A 16,090-nucleotide genomic window follows, 5' to 3' on the forward strand; every position below is an offset into this window, starting at 1 on the left:
TTATCCGTGCCGCCCGTAGCTTAGTAAGGGGTAGGTACTGATCCCCCGAGGGCACATGAGCCAATCAACCCGCACCGTTTTGCGCAACCAGCTGCATCAGGCTTTGGCCGCCATAAAGGATGCATGGCGGGTGATGCGGCGGCGCGGACCCAGCCAGTTTCAGTTCTGGCTTATCGCGCTTGTGATCGGGATCGCAGCCGGGTTCATGGCGCTTGGATTTCGCAAGGCGATCCGCGCGTTGCAAGCTTGGGTCTATGATACGGAAAACATCCTACTACTCCACAGCCACGCCGAGATGTTGCCTTGGTTCATGATCCTGATCACCCCCATTGTCGGGGGTCTAATCGTGGGGATCATCCTGCACAGGTTCACCGATGACGGGAGGGTGCGCTCGGTCGCGGACGTGATCGAAGGAGCGGCGCTGACCGATGGTCGGGTCGAGCGGAAGGCCGGAGTCGCGTCTCTGTTTGCCTCGCTGATCACGCTTAGCACTGGTGGCTCGTCAGGGCGAGAAGGGCCAGTTGTGCACATGGCCGGGGTGATCTCGACCTGGGTCAGTAATCGTATCCATGCCGACGGGATCACCGGTCGTGACCTGCTGGGCTGCGCGGTGGCGGCGGCGGTTTCAGCCAGCTTCAACTCACCCATCGCCGGCGCATTGTTTGCGCTCGAGGTCGTGCTGCGGCACTTTGCTGTGCATGCGTTTGCGCCCATCGTGATTGCTTCGGTTGCGGGGACGGTGATCAACCGGCTGGAATATGGCGACGTGACCGAGTTTACTTTGGACACGCCCGGAACGCTGCAATTCTATGTGGAACTGCCCGCCTTTTTGATCCTGGGCCTTGTGTGCGGGCTGGTGGCGTTGCTGCTGATGCGATCGATCTTTTTCGCTGAGGATATCGGCAACCATATCCAAAACCGCCTATCCCTTCCGGGATGGCTGCGCCCTGCGGTGTCCGGGGCGATGCTGGGTCTGATTGCGATCTGGTTTCCCCATATCATTGGCGTTGGATATGAGACCACGATCCGCGCTTTGGCCGGGGATCTGACTTTGTCTGCCGCGATCCTGTTTGCCGTTATCAAAACTGTCGCCTTGGCGATCACAATGGGCGGACGTATGGGTGGAGGGGTCTTTTCGCCCTCTTTGATGGTAGGAGCATTAACCGGGTTGGCCTTTGGCTGGATTGCTACGGGGGTGTTGCCGGATGTGTCGGGGACACCGTCGCTTTATGCTTTTGCCGGGATGGGCGCGGTGGCCGCTGCTGTGTTGGGCGCGCCGATCTCGACCACGTTGATTGTGTTTGAATTGACCGGTGAATGGCAGATCGGACTGGCGGTGATGGTCTCGGTCTCGATGTCCACCGCACTGGCCTCGCGCCTTGTGGACCGGTCATTCTTCCTGACACAGTTGGAACGCCGTGACGTGCATCTGGCCGCGGGGCCACAGGCCTATCTGCTGGCGATGCTGCGGGCGGGGGCGGTGATGCGCCCGATTGGCGATCCGCGCTCGATCACCAGGGAAGAGGCGCAGGCGCTGATCCAACAAGGCCTTTGTGTCAAGGCCAGCGCTACGCTTGAGGCGGCGATGCCCTATTTCGACCGGGACGACATTCCCTGTATCCCGGTCGTGATCATTGACGAAGACGGCTGCGAAAACCCGGTCGGCGCGCTGTTCCACATTGATGCGCTGAAAGCCTATAACCGCGCGCTGGCTGCCACGGCGGCCGAGGAACATTCCTAGCCGCGATAGACCGTCGCTGTGTCACCCAGATAATTGTCCCACGCAAACCAGTACGAGATATGTCCGGCCACGCGCGGCAATTCTGTGCCGTCTGGCCCGACCAGCGCCTCTTCGGTCAGGCGCCACTTTCCGCCCTTCTGGTCGACCAGCCCACCATCTGACGCGGTAAAGCGGTTGGACTTGCGCTCATAGGCGCGAACGGCGCGTTTGTCGGGGTTGCCGATCAGCACCAAGGGCCGGTTGGCAATCGCGTCATTGATCACCCGCGTGTTGCTGAACGCATCCAGCGGCCATGCGCGCGCCGCACCGAACTGGCGGATGGCGAAGACATAGTCCTTCTGCCGGTGCAGCGACTGATCGACCAGCGCCGGAAACATCAACTCGGACGAGGCGAAATAGTCGCGATATACCACACCCGACCCATAGTTGCGCCGGTGGCCGGTGCTGAGCGACAGAACCTGGGTCTTGGGATGCGACGCCTTCCAGCTTTGCCATGTGGTGATGACCACAGGGCGCTGTTTCAACTCGATCCCGCTGTCGACCAGAGGGCCGACGACCGGTTTGCCGGTGTATTGGTTCCACAACGAATGGGTCTCGCGGTCAAACATCAGCTTGTTCGAACGGTACAGGAAGCCCGATGAACCAAAGACAAAGGGCTTCCGCCGTCCTTCAACCTGGGTTTCAAACAAGATGCCCGACCCGCAGAGCGTACAATAGGCCAGTGCGACCGGGACGCCTCCGATCACTTCGTTGAACATTTCGTGCCAGCCCATGATGCGCAGCGGATAGGCGCGCTCATCCCCGTTGATCGAAACACCAAAGACCAGATCGCCGTCCTTCAGATAATCCGCATCCGAGGCAGAGATCAGCTTGGGATTGTCCAACGAAGGGATGCCGTCCTTTTGAACACCGCCCCATGTGATTTCTTCCAACCGGATCTTCATCTTGTCGCGTTGCAGATATTCGGGCCGCAGGAAATCGTCGAAATTCTGGTCGATGCCCAGCAACACTTCGCGCTTGAACGGGATAAGCGAGGGGTGAGGCACGACTTGCGGGTTCTTTTCCTGCCAGATCATCCAGTCGAACCAGTCGGTACCAATATCTTCGCCGGTGAGGGTGCGCATGACCTGGGTGATGTCATCGCTGCGGCGACGGCCATAGCGCATGGCGGTCAGGAGGGCGGGCACGACGTCAGGGCTGCCGCGCTCGACCAGAAATTTCATGCTTTTCTCGAAATCCGTGCGACTGCTGTAAAGCGTGGACCGAACCGCGTCCAGCACAGGGTCCGTTTGCGCAGACAGGGCACCGGGCATGGCTGTTGCGGCCCCAAGTAATCCTACAAAATTGCGGCGCGTTATTGACATTGCATCCTCCGGCTGATGATCGCGCGTATTCTGCCTTGCCGCGACCTAAAATGCATTCAACAGGCGCGTGAACCGGGCGTGAGCGGCCGCTTCCTTGATCGAAAACCGGTTTTGTCGGTAAGATTACGGAAAGCGACCCGGTTTCGATTTGAGAAATACAACCTGATTATTTCCGGGTTTTTGGTGAATTGACGACGCAGAAGTTTGCGCCACCTGATACAACTGATCTGATTTTGTGCCTAAACTCATATAGTTGGAGGCAATACGCGAATGAATTTGAAGAACCTCTCTTTGCGGGCCCCCGTGGCCCCTAACGCACACGTGCGTTGGTTCCGCGATAGTGTGTGCAACCCCTGCTTGTTGTCCGGTCCCTTTGCTGGTGCGCGATGAGTAAGTCCACAGTGATCAGCCCCATCGGCAGAAATTTGCTTGTGATCTTGGGCGGTTGCCCGGTTTCTGTTCCGGGCTGTGATTGTGGTTTGCACCGCTGGGGGCAAGCAGATGCGCGTGTTTGATGTTGCCGTCATAGGGGCGGGACCCGCCGCCTACGCCGCGCTGACCGCAATGCGCGGGCAGGCTTTATCTATAGCGGTCATAACCGGAGCAACCAAACGCACCAATGTCGAAGGTCCGCCCAAAATTGTTTCGGTCGCCTATGAGCGCCAACAACCTGCGCACCTGACGGAACGCACCGTTGTGTCCGAGGGAGCACCACCACTGTTTTCTTCAGCCGAGATTGGGGGATTGGCCAATTATTGGGGCAAGCAGTTGCAGCTCTATGACAGCGGTGATCCCTGGGGCGACGGCCCTTTTCTTGAAAGCTGGAAGGATTACAGTGCCGCCTGCGATACGGTGCAGGCCGACCTCGAAATAACTGGCGGTGTCCGGCGAGAGCGTTTGGACAACGGATTTGAAAAAAGCGCTCCACGGTTGTTGACCGGAACCGCGCAGGCACCGGGGTCCGGGCTTGATGCCATGGCCCTGGCATTCAAGGCGCGTCTGAATGAGCTTGAGCAAGCCGAACCTATTGATGGGCGGGTGCATCGGATTGAGGCCCGCGAGGGGCTGGTCTCAATAGAACTGGACGGAGGCAATGTGCTTCAGGCACGCTGTGTCTTTCTGGCGGCAGGTGTGTGGGGCACAGCCAGCTTGCTGATGCGCAGCGTATCGCAACTCGACCGACTAATGTTTCGCGACCACGCGCCCTATACGATCAACTGCTTTCGACTGGATCGCGCTTTGGGCTCGGCCCGCAGCTACGCGGATCGGGGGAATTTCAATGCGCTGACGTTGAAACACAAGGTGGATGGGCGCTGTGATATGTTCGCCTCAGTCTACGCGGTGTCACAGGCGCCGATCAGTTTGTTGACGGCCACTTTCGGACTGGGGCCGCATCTGAGGGGCAAGCGCATCGGTCGCCTGATCGACTTCGTCCAACCCGTTCGGATATGGACCCCCAGAACACAGGTTCAATTGCGCTATGATCTGCACCATACAACGGTCGAAGCTGTTCGACTACCTGACCCTGACGGTGACACGCAGCTGCAGCGCCTGTTGGATTGGCTGTCAGCGCATAGGGTGCGCCACACGCTTGGGACAACTGCACCGGGTCAAGGGTTCCACTACCACGACCTGACTTTCGGCCCGAAAGAAGACCCAGTCGATGATGTGGTGCGATCGGCATTTAGCGGTTTAGTTCGGGTTGTCGACGCCTCATGTTTGCAAAGGATCGGATGCCCTCCGCATACATTGACGTCGATGGCACAAGCTTTTGCACGGGTACGGCACGACCTTCAGGCAAACCAAGCAATGCGGAGGGCGATTTAGCCCGGTCGTCCTAAATTTGTTCGACCTTGACCGACTCGAGGCGATAGAACGCGATGTGATCCTTGATCTCGGCCACGGCTTGGATTGGGTCCTCATAGCTCCAAGCCGCGTTTTCTGTAGTTGAGGACTTATTGACGATCGAGAAATGCGTGGCGTCGCCCTTATGCGGGCAATGGGTGCTTTTGTCCGTGCGGTCCAGAAAGGCCATGGCGATATCGCTGCGGGGGAAGTAGATGACCGGTTCCAAATCACCTTCCAGCAGTTCAAGCGCATTGGTGGTTTCGCCCAAAATGGCACCGCCCGAACGTACGCTCCACTTGCCAGACGCTTTGCTGATGGTGATCTCGGTCATAGATATTCCTTCCCCTTAAGTTGTTTCGGGCCTCTCCTCTGCCCTGTGAGTGTGACAGTCTTGTGTCAGATCGGCGCGGTTGCGGCATCCAACCACAGTTGCGCGGCTGGGCCCAGCCTGGGTCGGATTTTTTCCGTAACGTCGCGGTGATAGGCGTTCAGCCAGTCGCGCTCAGCCGCGCTGAGCATTTCGACCACAATCAACCGACGGTCGATGGGCACAAATGTCAGCGTTCGCCAGTTCAACATCGCCCGCTCGTCGTCGCCACCGGGTAGGGCAGGGGCCTCTTGCACCACCAAGAGGTTTTCGATGCGGATGCCAAAAGCCCCTTCGCGGTAATAGCCCGGCTCGTTTGACAGGATCATGCCCGGCTTCAAGGGCACATGGCTGACGCGCGACAGGCGCTGAGGGCCCTCGTGCACGCTTAGATACGCGCCCACGCCGTGGCCGACGCCATGGTTGAAATCCTGCCCCGCCGCCCACAAGGGCGTTCGCGCCACGCATTCGATATCTCGTCCGGCCAAGCCCACGGGCCAGCGCAGCATCGACATGTCGATCATGCCTTTTAGAACGCGGGTAAAGCAGGCTTTCTCTTCGTTCCCAACCTCGCCAATGGCGATGGTCCGGGTGATATCGGTGGTGCCATCAAGATACTGACCGCCGCTGTCCAGAACCAGAATATGGCCGTTTTCCAGCAGGGTATCGGTTTCTTCGGTCACGCGGTAATGCATGATCGCTCCATTGGGACCGGTGCCCGCGATGGTGTCGAACGAGATATCCTGAAGCGCGTTGTCCTTGCGGCGGTTGTCCTCCAGCCGCGTCACCACCTGCGTTTCGGTCACACTGCCGGGGTGCTGCGTGTCCAGCCAGCACAATGTCTCGACCACGGCAACGGCATCGCGCAAATGCGCCTCGGCGCTGCCCGCGATCTCGGCTGGGTTCTTGCAGGCTTTGGGCAAGGCACAGGGATCGCCAGCATCTATGGCTTTGTCCTGCAATGTATCTGCCACGATCTGCGGCAGCGTTCCCAAATCGACCTGTACCGGCCCCTCCAGCGCGGCAACAGCGTCAAGAAACGCCTCGGGCGCGCGTAGCCGAACCTGAGGCTCCAAGGGCGCAGACAGTTTCTCTGCCGCCATGAACAGATCGACACCTCCATCTGCATGCAAAATGGCAAACCCATGGGCCACGGGGTTATATCCGATATCCGAGCCACGCACGTTCAGCAGCCACATGATCGAATCCGGTAAAGTGATCACGGCTGCCCCACATCCCGCGTCACGCAGTGCGGCGGCCAACCGAGCGATCTTGCTGTCCGAGGTCTCGCCCGCAAATTCAAGCGGGTGCTCCTTGACTGGGTTCATCGGCGGGGCAGGCTGATCGTCCCAAATGCTGTCAACCAGATTGGCAGAACGCACCAGCTCAATCCCGGTACCTGCCAGATCCTTTTGCGCGCCGGCGATCTGAGCCGCCGCGTGCAGCCAGGGATCGAACCCCACCTTGCCACCTTGGGGCAACTGATCCTTCAACCACGCGCTCAGGGTGGTTTCGGGCCAGTTGACCGGAGTATATTCCGGCGCGACCTGTGCCTTGACCTGCGTGCGATAGCGCCCATCGACGAACACCCCGGCGACATCGGTCAACGCAACACAAAACCCGGCCGATCCTGTGAAGCCTGTCAACCACGCCAAACGCTCGTCCCGAGGGGCCACATATTCGCCCTGATGCGCATCCGAGCGAGGGACCAAAAACCCGTCCAATCCAGCCTGAGCCATCTCTGTGCGCAAAGCGGCCAACCGGGGTGGCCCTTGTTCGGGGCGCGCGGTTACGGCAAAGGATTGGAACATTTATTACCTCATCACTTCAGGGCCGTGCCCTTCGATTTATGACAACGACAGGCCAAAGCCGCGTTCAACCGACCTTGCGCATACCCATCACACGGGCGCGCGCCCTTGGGTCATTGTCGAAGAGGGCGGCAAGCTGTTCGGTCATTGCACCGGCAAGCTGTTCGACATCGGTAATCGTGACGGCACGGTCATAATACCGTGTCACGTCATGGCCGATCCCGATGGCCAGCAGTTCGACCATATTGCGCTTTTCCACCATGGCGATTACGTCGCGCAGATGCTTTTCCAGATAGTTCGCCGGGTTCACGCTGAGCGTTGAATCATCAACCGGCGCCCCGTCCGAGATCACCATCAGGATCTTGCGCTGTTCGCGCCGCATCATCATCCGGCGATGGGCCCATTCCAGCGCTTCGCCGTCGATGTTTTCCTTCAGCAGGCCTTCTTTCATCATCAGGCCCAGATTTGGGCGCGCTCGCCGCCAGGGCGCATCAGCCCCCTTGTAGATGATGTGGCGCAGATCGTTCAAACGCCCCGGCTGCTGCGGGCGACCGTCGTTCAACCACGCCTCACGTGCCTGCCCACCCTTCCATGCACGGGTGGTAAAGCCCAGAATCTCGACCTTGACGTTGCAGCGTTCCAGCGTCCGCGCCAGAACATCGGCACAGATCGCAGCGATTGAGATCGGACGCCCGCGCATCGAGCCGGAGTTATCCAGCAGCAACGTCACCACGGTGTCGCGGAACTCGGTGTCCTTTTCCATCTTGAAGCTCAGCGGCGTGGTCGGATTCGCCACCACCCGAGCCAAACGACTGGCGTCCAGAATGCCTTCTTCCAGATCGAATTCCCAACTGCGGTTCTGTTGCGCCTGAAGGCGGCGCTGCAACTTGTTGGCCAGCCGGCTCACTGCGCCCTTTAGCGGCTCTAGCTGTTGATCCAGATAAGCGCGCAACCGTTCCAACTCGGCCGGTTCGGCCAGATCTTCGGCCGCGATCTCCTCGTCATGGGTGTTCAGATAAACCTTATAATCCGGGTCCGCATCCGAAGCTGGCGGTGGCGCCGGGGGCTCCAGCGGAGCCTCCCCTTCGGGCATCTCAGCCTCGTCGCCCATCTCTTCATCAGCCATCTCTTCCATCGAGACCTGGGCCTGCGACTGATCCTGCTGCTCTTCCTGGCTCTGTTCCGGCGTGGCGTCAGCGTCCTGCTCGTCTTGTTCATCCTGACCGGTGCTGTCGGGGTCAGGCTGCTCTTCAGCGTCCTCTTCGGCCTGATCTTCCTGCTCGTCATCCAACTCATCCGGGTCATCGCCCAGCTGGTCACCATAGCCCAGGTCTTTGATCACTTGACGCGCGAATTTGGCAAACTCGGCTTGATCCGAAAGAACCTCACCAATGTTCTCGAGAACGCCACCAGCCTGTTCCTCGATGAACCCGCGCCACAGGTTCATGATGTTTTCCGCCGCCGGAGGCAGATCGCGCCCCGTGGCCAGATGCCGGATCAGATACCCTGCCGCAACCGACAAGGGCGCATCGGCAGGTTGCTTGCATTGGTCATAGCCGCGCCGGATCGCCTCATGCGCGATCTTGACGTCGATATTGCTGGCGGTGCCGGGCATATCGCGCGCGCCCATTGCCTCGCACCGGGCGGTCTCCATTGCTTCGTACAGGTCCCGCGCCATATCCCCCGGAGGCGCATAGCGTGCGTGTGTCGCGTCGTCATGATACCGACGCTGCAAGGCCAAGGCATCCGCCGTGCCGCGTGCCAGCAAGACTTCTTCACGGGTCATGCGGCGGCTGACCTGCGGCAGGCGCATCGCTTCGCCCGACAAGCCCGAGGGGTCAACAGTGTAGGAAACGCTCAACTCCGGATCGTCGGCCATGACCTTGGTGGCCTCGGCCAAGGCCTTCTTGAACGGATCAGCAGGATTGTCGTTCTTCTGCACCATGTTCGGACGCCCTCTATTCTATGCAAACCCAGAGGCAAAAAGCGCAACGGGATCCACCTTCATATGGCCAAAAATATCCCCGCCGGAGGCATTGCGCCGGATATGGGCGCAATTCTCAGCTTATCCGACACTGGCAGACGCTGCGCTTTCAGGCAATTCCTCGTCAAAACAACGCTGGTAGAACTCAGCAACGGTCTGACGTTCCAATTCGTCACACTTGTTCAGGAACGAAAGGCGGAACGCGTAGCCAACATTGCGGAAAATCTCGGCGTTTTGGGCCCAGTTAATCACTGTCCGCGGGCTCATGACCGTGGACAGATCGCCATTCATGAAAGCGGTCCGGGTCAGGTCAGCCACGGTCACCATCTGGCTGACGATCTTGCGGCCTTCGGCGGTGTTGTAATGCGGAGCCTTGGACAAGACGATCATCGTCTCGGCGTCGTGGCTCAAGTAGTTCAGCGTTGCGACCAAAGACCAGCGGTCCATCTGCGCTTGGTTGATCTGTTGGGTGCCGTGGTAAAGACCGGTGGTGTCGCCCAGGCCAACGGTGTTGGCGGTGGCGAACATGCGGAAATAGCGGTGCGGTGTCAGAATCTCGTTCTGGTCCAACAAGGTGAGGCTTCCGTTTGCCTCAAGCACACGCTGAAGTACGAACATGACGTCGGCTCGCCCGGCATCGTATTCGTCGAAGACGATCGCAACCGGGTTGCGCAAAGCCCAGGGCAGGATGCCCTCGCTGAATTCGGTGATCTGAACGCCGTCGCGAAGTTTGATTGCGTCCTTGCCGATCAGGTCGATCCGGCTGATGTGACTGTCGAGGTTGACCCGCACTGCAGGCCAGTTCAGGCGTGCAGCGACCTGTTCAATATGGGTCGACTTACCTGTACCGTGATAGCCTTGGATCATCACCCGGCGGTTATGGGTAAAACCTGCCAAAATCGCGAGGGTCGTGTCGGGATCAAACTTGTAAGTCGAGTCAATCTCGGGAACCCGTTCGGTTGTTTCGTAAAAGCGTTTGACCTGCATATCGGTGTCGATGCCGAACACTTCGCGGACCGAAATCTCTTCTGAAGGATGTGCATTTGCGTCAATCGGCCAATCCATGCCTGTCGTCCTTATCTTGATACCTCAGCCTCGCGCGGGCTTTCGAACCTGTGTGTGGTGCAACATATTCCGTGGAAGGGCAAGGAAAAGCCGCTCGGTTCGTGTGTCCTGCTGGATTTTCCCCAAAAAACGTCGTGATACCCAAATGCACAGATTTCGATTCAAGCCCATGCAATAGGCTGAACGGCTGTTGGAATGCCGAAGATCGGGGCCTTACTCTCCAGTTTTTGTTTGCCTCAATTCGATGCAGGATCACATTGCTATGTTGTGATATGATTGGCATACTAACCTTATGTTTGGGCAAAACTTGTGTCCGTTGTTGTGTTTAGCGGTAAAGATCTAGATGGCGCTTTCGATAATCGGCCCTTCTTCGCTTTCGATTCCCAGTGGATCGTCCACTGTGATGCAGCAATATTTTGCGACGAAATCTGGAGCATCCTGGAGTGTGGTCGTTTCTGGGACCGGTGGATTAGACCCGATGGATTACACCGTTTCGATTTCATCAAGCGGAGTTTTGACTGTCGAGCTAACCGAAGGGGCCGTTATCCCACCGAACACGTCACTCACTCTTGAAATATTCGCTTCGACAGGACCCGGAAATGGAAACAACGACTCGCTCATTGTCACAGTTGCGCTGCCGGCAGGTACAGTTCCCTGTTTCGTAAAAGGCACTTTGATTGAGACCGAACATGGTCCTTGTCTCGTCGAAGACCTTGTTGTTGGGGACAAAGTCCGAACATCAAGCGGTGAACTATTGCCCATAGTATGGATTGGCCAAAAAACCCTTGGCGCGGAAGTATTGAAACGAACCCCCCATATGCGCCCGGTTTGCATTCAAGAAGGATCATTCGGAGACGGCTTACCGAACCGCGACTTGTACGTCTCACCACAGCATCGCATTGTTTTGGAGGGATGGCGTGCTGAACTGCTTTACGGAGAACCTCAGGTATTCGCAGCGGCCATTCATCTGGTCAACGACAAGACCATACGTCAGGTGCACTTGGATGAGCCTGTTACGTACTTTCACGTCGCATGTAGTCGCCACACGATCCTGACATCGAACGGTTTGCCAACAGAAAGCCTGTTTCTGGGCGAAATCGCTTTAATGTCATTCGATCGTGAAGACGTGCAGGAACTGGTGTCGCTGTTCCCAGAACTCCGTAGTGATGCTTTCGGATGGAAGCAAACGCGCATACGCTGCTTGAAACGTCAGGAAGCACAAGCGTTAAAGGCGTCTCTAAGTGCATAGAGGCGTTACTTGAAATTCCGGCTGTCCTTGATCTGATCCCAGGCCCAGACGACCTCTTGCAACTGTTCTTCCTGGCTGCGGTCACCACCGTTCATGTCGGGGTGCAGCACCTTGATCAGTTTCTTGTAGGCTTTACGCACTTCGGCCTTGGACCAGCTGTCATTGGCTTCAAGGATTTCAATCGCGCGGCGCTCGGTCGGGGGTAGGCGGCGGCCACCTGTGCCCGCCGTGCGGCCCTTGTTCTGCGTGCCATTTGCGCCCAGAACCTGATGCGGGTCTTCGATGCCCAGACGGGCCCAGGCACGCGCCTCGGGGTCGCCCATGGGTTTGGTTTCACGCTCCCAAACCTTGTCCTTCGAGCGTTGCGCGTTCATCTCGGCTTCAGTCGTGCCGTCGAAGAAATTCCATTTCTGGTTATATTCGCGCACGTGCTGCTGGCAGAACCAGAAGAAATCGTCCAGCACATCCGGCGCTTTGGGCGCGCGAAACTTGCCCGCCTCTTCACAACCTTCATGATCGCAGATTCGGACTGAGGTCTCAGACGCGCCCGACATCCCCCGACGCCCGCGCGGGTTCTTTTTCTTGGCGCTGGAGACGGACATATCGAATCCGAAAGGGTCTGATTTCGTCATGCTGTGATCCTTAAGAACGCATCTTCTCGACTCGGAGGCAGCAGTTTAGTCTAAGCAGCCGAAAGTAGAAGAGGGGAGGCGGTAAAATTTTTGCCGCTGAGCATAAAAATGACCGTGACCGACGAAATCCGCACCGCCTTGCAATCCGCCTTTGACCCGCATGAGCTGGAGGTGGTGGATGACAGTGAAAGCCACCGGGGCCATGCGGGCTTTCAGGAAGGCGGCGAGAGCCATTTCAACGTCCGCATCCGCGCCGCCGCGTTCGAAGGCCAATCCCGCGTCGCCCGCCACCGCGCCGTTCACAAGGCGCTGGGGGACATCGTGCCGCGTATCCATGCGTTGGCGCTGGATATCGGGGTGTGAAAGCGCCAAGATGGCGGAAACCGAGGTGAACATGGACGGATCGCAAACAAAAGTGACACTCGAATCCGCTCTGACCTGCCCGTCCTGCGGGCATGTCGAGACGGAAACCATGCCCACAGATGCGTGCCAGTGGTTCTATGAATGCAAGTCCTGTCAGACAGTGCTGAAACCTCTGAACGGCGACTGTTGCGTCTTTTGTTCGTACGCGACAGTGCCTTGCCCACCGATCCAAGAGGGCAATTCCTGCTGCGCTTAGGCCTTCGGTTCAGAGTTTTCCTGCGGCTCGGGAACGGCTTCTGAGCCTTTCAACGACAGCGGCGGCTCTTTCACCTCTTCCGCAATCGGGGCCGGGACCACGACCATTTCGGGGCCCGGAACAGGCTGGGCCAAGGGGACGCCTTCGGGTGTTTCCGTCGGGCCGCGGGTAGAGACGAAACTTGGTTCGATTTCGCGCCGGAACACCAGAACATTGCGCCAGTTCACGGTTGAGCCAGTCAGACCCGTTCGTTCCTCGCTGGGCAGTAATTCCGCACGCTGATATTCCCAGCCGTCCTGCCCCATCTGGTTGAGCACCTGTTCGACCGAGGCCGCAAACCGGTCCTCGGCGGTTTTGGCCCCTTTGGCCTTGCCGCTTTTCTGCGGGGCGGGGACGACTTTGTATTCGTAGCGCGGCATCGGATCTTCCTACCTGTTCGTTCCCGGCAATCTAGCATTTTGAGGCCATTGGGAAAGTCTCCTTCGCGTGGTGCCCGGCTTGTGTTGCCCGGACACAGCGCAAAAGAAAGGCGGCAGTGGGTATGCCCTCTGCCGCCCTTTCATCAATTTCTGTAGATTTAACCGCCCAGCTTCTTGGCAACCAGCTCGTTCACGGCTTTGGGGTTGGCTTTGCCGCCGGTGGCTTTCATCACCTGACCAACGAACCAGCCCGCCAGTTTCGGGTTCACCTTGGCCTTTTCAACCTGCGCGGGGTTGGCGGCGATGATCTCGTCCAAAGCAGCCTCGATCGCACCGGTATCGGTGACTTGCTTCATACCGCGTTCTTCCACGATCTGCGCGGGGTCGCCGCCTTCGGTATAAACGATCTCGAAAAGATCCTTGGCGATCTTGCCCGAGATGGCATCCGATGAAATCAGATCAATGATCCCACCCAACTGCGCCGGAGACACCGGGCTGTCGGTGATGTCGTGATCTTCTTTTTTCAGGCGGCCAAACAGTTCGTTGATAACCCAGTTCGCGGCCAGCTTGCCGTTGCGGCCTTTTGCGACCTCTTCGAAATAGGCGGCGCTTTCCACTTCGGCGGTCAGGACAGAGGCGTCGTAGTCGGTCAGGCCGAATGCCTCAATGAACCGCGCCTTTTTGGCGTCGGGCAGTTCGGGCAATTTGGCGGCAATGTCGTCGACCCAGCCTTGTTCAATTTCCAGTGGCAGCAGGTCGGGATCGGGGAAATAGCGGTAATCATGCGCCTCTTCCTTGGACCGCATCGAGCGTGTCTCACCCTTGTCCGGGTCATAGAGGCGGGTTTCCTGCTCTACTTCCCCACCAGCTTCAACGATGGCGATCTGACGACGGGCTTCGACCTCAATCGCTTGCTGGATAAAACGCATCGAGTTCATGTTCTTGATCTCGCACCGCGTGCCCAGATGCGAGAAGTCCTGCGTTTCCTGATACTTCTCATACGCGCCCGGCAAACAGATCGAGACGTTCACGTCCGCCCGCAGGTTGCCGTTCTGCATGTTGCCGTCGCAGGTGCCCAGATAACGCATTATCTGGCGCAGCTTGGCGATATAGGCGGCGGCCTCTTCGGGGCCACGGATGTCGGGGCGCGACACGATCTCCATCAGGCAGACGCCCGTCCGGTTCAGATCGACAAAGGACATATGCGGGTCCATGTCATGGATGGATTTGCCCGCGTCCTGCTCCATATGGATGCGTTCGATGCGGACCTTTCGCGCGGTGCCGTCGCCCATTTCGACCAGCACTTCGCCTTCTCCCACGATGGGGTGGTACAGCTGGGAAATCTGGTAGCCCTGCGGCAGGTCGGGGTAGAAATAGTTCTTGCGGTCAAAGGCTGATTTCAGATTGATATCCGCCTTCAGACCCAGCCCGGTGCGCACCGCTTGTTCAACGCAATATTCGTTGATGACCGGCAGCATTCCAGGCATCGCCGCGTCCACGAAGGCCACGTTTGAATTGGGTTCGGCTCCGAATTGTGTCGATGCGCCCGAGAAAAGCTTGGCGTTGGATGAGACCTGAGCGTGCACCTCCATCCCGATGACCAGCTCCCAATCGTGCTTGGCCCCGGCAATAGTTTTGATTTTGGGCATTTCATATGTCAGGTCGAGCATGGCGCGCCTCTATTTCCGCAGAAGTCTAAGCCTGCGTATTAGGCGTGCCACGCCAAAGGGGCAAGGGGGAATCAGTGGCTGGACAGGCGCGGGCCCGAGGGGGTGAAGGTCACATCCATGCCCTTGCGCAGTTCTTCGCTGAAAAGGTTGCCAATCGCACGCAGCGCGTCACGGTGGCCGCGTGCGGCAAACCGCTCGGTCGAGTTGATGCGCACAGCGTTGTTGAACCCGTTTGCGGCATGGGCCCAGACCAGCGGGTGCAGCTCGGTCAGGTGGTCAAGGATCAGCCAGTTCGCAGCCTCGTGGATTTGCGCGCGTACGGCGTCGGCTTGGGCGTTCTGGCCCTGACCTTTTTTGATCGTGATGGCGCAATAGGCGGCCAGCATGTTGACCATTTCCTGATCGGGGCGGTGGCGCAGAATGTCGCGAAGACCTTGCAGGAAATATTCGACATCCAACCGTGCACAGGCTTCGTCATCCAAGACGATGGCGTCGAATTGGGCCCAGGTATACCCGCCTGCGCCCCAGATATCATGGGTGCGGGCGGCATTGCGCAGGGCTTGCACCTCAAGCTCTTCGTAGCTGCCGAACCAGCGCGGCAGCAGATGCGTGCCCATAGCGCGCATGTGGCGCTGGTTATGCGGGTCCAGCGTGATCAGGCGTTCGTATTTTTCGGCCACGCGGACGCGCGTCTTGCGCTGCCCCGCCAGCAGAGCGCAATCGGCAGCTGCGACAAGGGGGCTGTCCGGCGCCGCTTCGCGACAAGCAGGCAGGATGGCCGCAGCCCGGTCGAAATGCGCAGCACAGCGCGATTGATGCAGCGGCGGCAGTTTGGCCTCGGTGGCCGTGCCACGCCACGCCCATGCGATGTCGATATGCGCCAGCGCAACCACCAGCGCGATCATCGGATCACCGGCGTTTTCGCGCATTTCGTCTTCCAACTCTGAGATACCGCCCAGCAGGTCATAGTCCCGCACTTCTTTCAGGTCGGACAGGGCATGTTCGACGGCCAGAACCACATCTGCCCGGGCCCCGAAGGCCAGCAGATCGGCGATCGGCATCCCGTCCGGGGCAGACGTGCGCGCCTCATCCGCTGCTTTCATTTCCTGCGACAAAACCGTCCACAGGCCCTGACGCGCCAGATGGCGGCCCCGCTCGATCGCATCGCGACCAGCGATGTCGTCCTCGCGGGCATCGGCCAGCGGGATGTTCACTTGCCCCCGATTCGGGAACACGGATGCGACATCTGCTGACAGATGCAAATCTGCTGGCATTTCGGGGACAAGGGCGCTTGGCGCAGTGGATCGGAAAAACCGCAACATGG

Annotated in this window: 14 protein-coding genes; 5 read left to right on the forward strand and 9 right to left on the reverse strand. The window is 58.7% G+C overall.

Annotation, left to right across the window (positions count from 1 at the left end):
• Positions 1–55: 55 nt before the first annotated feature.
• Entirely contained in the window at positions 56–1,741 is a 1,686-nt protein-coding gene (locus GOV79_RS01485) for a chloride channel protein (RefSeq protein WP_170788335.1), read from the forward strand.
• Here the strand turns inward: GOV79_RS01485 and GOV79_RS01490 are convergent.
• Positions 1,738–3,105: a DUF3179 domain-containing protein gene (locus tag GOV79_RS01490; RefSeq protein ID WP_170788336.1), complete on the reverse strand. Its 1,368-nt coding sequence runs from the start codon at positions 3,103–3,105 to the stop codon at positions 1,738–1,740. The genes GOV79_RS01485 and GOV79_RS01490 overlap by 4 nt on opposite strands.
• 501 nt (positions 3,106–3,606) lie before the next feature.
• On the opposite strand from GOV79_RS01490, the gene GOV79_RS01495 reads away from it, so the two are divergent.
• Complete coding sequence (locus GOV79_RS01495; protein ID WP_170788337.1) at positions 3,607–4,932, forward strand: hypothetical protein; 1,326 nt, start codon at positions 3,607–3,609, stop codon at positions 4,930–4,932.
• Between the two features lie 10 nt (positions 4,933–4,942).
• On the opposite strand, the gene GOV79_RS01500 is transcribed toward GOV79_RS01495, so the two are convergent.
• From GOV79_RS01500 to cobS, 4 genes are all read right to left on the reverse strand, one after another.
• The gene (locus GOV79_RS01500) at positions 4,943–5,284 is read right to left on the reverse strand and encodes a DUF427 domain-containing protein (RefSeq protein WP_170784145.1); all 342 of its coding nucleotides are present in this window, start codon (positions 5,282–5,284) and stop codon (positions 4,943–4,945) included.
• Positions 5,285–5,349: 65 nt separating this feature from the next.
• Positions 5,350–7,131 (reverse strand): aminopeptidase P family protein, encoded by a 1,782-nt coding sequence (locus GOV79_RS01505; RefSeq protein WP_170788338.1) that lies wholly within the window; start codon positions 7,129–7,131, stop codon positions 5,350–5,352.
• Between the two features lie 64 nt (positions 7,132–7,195).
• On the reverse strand, positions 7,196–9,073 hold the full coding sequence (cobT, locus tag GOV79_RS01510; RefSeq protein ID WP_170788339.1) for a cobaltochelatase subunit CobT: 1,878 nt from the start codon (positions 9,071–9,073) through the stop codon (positions 7,196–7,198).
• 120 nt (positions 9,074–9,193) lie between these two features.
• Positions 9,194–10,177: a cobaltochelatase subunit CobS gene (gene cobS / locus GOV79_RS01515; RefSeq protein WP_170769231.1), complete on the reverse strand. Its 984-nt coding sequence runs from the start codon at positions 10,175–10,177 to the stop codon at positions 9,194–9,196.
• A 478-nt stretch (positions 10,178–10,655) separates the two neighbouring features.
• Here cobS and GOV79_RS01520 point away from each other — a divergent pair, with 478 nt between their 5' ends.
• Entirely contained in the window at positions 10,656–11,426 is a 771-nt protein-coding gene (locus tag GOV79_RS01520) for a Hint domain-containing protein (protein WP_170788340.1), read from the forward strand.
• A 5-nt stretch (positions 11,427–11,431) separates the two neighbouring features.
• On the opposite strand, the gene GOV79_RS01525 is transcribed toward GOV79_RS01520, so the two are convergent.
• Positions 11,432–12,058 carry a J domain-containing protein gene (locus tag GOV79_RS01525; protein WP_170769233.1) on the reverse strand — a complete coding sequence of 209 codons (627 nt, stop codon included), beginning with the start codon at positions 12,056–12,058 and terminating at the stop codon, positions 11,432–11,434.
• Between the two features lie 108 nt (positions 12,059–12,166).
• On the opposite strand from GOV79_RS01525, the gene GOV79_RS01530 reads away from it, so the two are divergent.
• Both GOV79_RS01530 and GOV79_RS22295 read left to right on the forward strand, forming a co-directional pair.
• Positions 12,167–12,421, forward strand: a complete 255-nt coding sequence (locus GOV79_RS01530) for a BolA family protein (RefSeq protein WP_170753030.1) — start codon at positions 12,167–12,169, stop codon at positions 12,419–12,421.
• Positions 12,422–12,452: 31 nt separating this feature from the next.
• Positions 12,453–12,677, forward strand: a complete 225-nt coding sequence (locus GOV79_RS22295; RefSeq protein ID WP_237217928.1) for a GDCCVxC domain-containing (seleno)protein — start codon at positions 12,453–12,455, stop codon at positions 12,675–12,677.
• On the opposite strand, the gene GOV79_RS01535 is transcribed toward GOV79_RS22295, so the two are convergent.
• From GOV79_RS01535 to GOV79_RS01545, 3 genes are all read right to left on the reverse strand, one after another.
• Positions 12,674–13,096, reverse strand: coding sequence for a DUF4177 domain-containing protein (locus tag GOV79_RS01535; RefSeq protein ID WP_170788341.1), 423 nt, complete (start codon positions 13,094–13,096; stop codon positions 12,674–12,676). The genes GOV79_RS22295 and GOV79_RS01535 overlap by 4 nt on opposite strands.
• A 158-nt stretch (positions 13,097–13,254) precedes the next feature.
• Positions 13,255–14,766, reverse strand: coding sequence for an Asp-tRNA(Asn)/Glu-tRNA(Gln) amidotransferase subunit GatB (gatB, locus tag GOV79_RS01540; protein WP_170788342.1), 1,512 nt, complete (start codon positions 14,764–14,766; stop codon positions 13,255–13,257).
• A gap of 71 nt (positions 14,767–14,837) precedes the next feature.
• Positions 14,838–16,088 carry a hypothetical protein gene (locus GOV79_RS01545; protein WP_237217914.1) on the reverse strand — a complete coding sequence of 417 codons (1,251 nt, stop codon included), beginning with the start codon at positions 16,086–16,088 and terminating at the stop codon, positions 14,838–14,840.
• Positions 16,089–16,090 lie beyond the last annotated feature (2 nt).

The organism is Ruegeria lacuscaerulensis (assembly GCF_013034745.1).
Lineage (GTDB): Bacteria > Pseudomonadota > Alphaproteobacteria > Rhodobacterales > Rhodobacteraceae > Ruegeria > Ruegeria lacuscaerulensis_B.